The 1154-nt window shown below is 65.3% G+C and carries 1 protein-coding gene; it reads right to left on the reverse strand.

Features of this window, described 5'->3' with window-relative positions:
• Positions 1-126: 126 nt before the first annotated feature.
• On the reverse strand, positions 127-1154 hold a 1028-nt coding region (locus ASG00_RS08025; protein WP_056208362.1), incomplete at its 5' end, for an ABC transporter substrate-binding protein.

The raw sequence follows: 1154 nt of genomic DNA on the forward strand, positions 1-1154 counted from the left end.
GTGGGCACGGTCGAGTTCGCTCGTGAGGGTGTCGAGGGTGGGGTCGCTGCTCATGGGGTGCTTTCGTGTCTGGTTCGGTGATGCGGGGGCCCGGGCGGACAACGACCCGGGCCCCCGCGCGGCGGCTTAGTTGCCGCCCTCCTTGAGGGTGACCGTGAGGGGAGTGAAGCCACTGCCCGTCACGTCCACGCCCTCGGCCTTCAATTCGTCCAGCGCCTTCTGCACGTACTCGTTCGAGTACGCCGTCGACGGCGGATCCTTCGTGATGATCGTCGAGCCGGTCTCGTTCTTCGTGTTGAGGGCGATGCCGACCGTCTGGTCCCACTGGTTCTTGTTGATGATGCCGATTCCGCTCGTCGAGGGCCAGATCAGCTTGTTGACCTCGTTGGTCATCCACAGCTGGTGGCTGGTGCCGAGGGTGGACCCGGCCTGGGTCACGATGTCCGCCGCCTGCTGCGGGTTGTCGCGGGCGTAGATCCATCCCTCGATCGACGCCTTGATGAACTTCACCGCGGTGTCGGCGTACGCCGGGTCGCTCGAGAGCTTCGCGGTGTCGGCCCAGATGGCGTCCTGCAGCATCGCGGTGCCGTAGTCGTTCCAGTTGATGACGTTCAGGTCGCTCGGCTGGTACAGCTTGCCGGTGGCGGGGTTGATCGTCTCGAGCACCTGCGCGTACTCGTTGTACGTCATGGCCTGTGCCGCGTCGATGTCACCGGACAGGAATCCGTTCATGTCGAACGCCTGCTGCACGAGGGTGATGTCCTTCGTGGTGTCGATTCCGGCCTTCTGCATGCCGGCGAACAGCTCCCACTCGTTGCCGTAGCCCCAGCTGCCGACCTTCTTGCCCTTGAGGTCCGCGGGCGTGGTGATGCCCTTGTCCTTGAAGGAGATCTGCGTGGTGCCCGAGCGCTCGAAGATCTGCGCGATGTCGGTGACGTTCGTGCCCTTCTCGATCGAGCCGAGCACCTTCGGCACCCAGGAGATCGCGAAGTCGGCGTCGCCGGAGGCGAGCACGTCGATCGGCACCGTGTCGGTGCCGGCCTCCTTGATCGTGACGTCGAGGCCTTCCTTCTCGTAGAACCCCTGGGCGACGGCGGCGTAGTACCCCGCGAACTGCGCCTGCGGAACCCACTGCAGCTGCAGGGTCACGGGGG

It is taken from the genome of Microbacterium sp. Leaf351, from assembly GCF_001423825.1.
In the GTDB taxonomy this organism is placed as follows: Bacteria; Actinomycetota; Actinomycetes; order Actinomycetales; family Microbacteriaceae; genus Microbacterium; species Microbacterium ginsengisoli.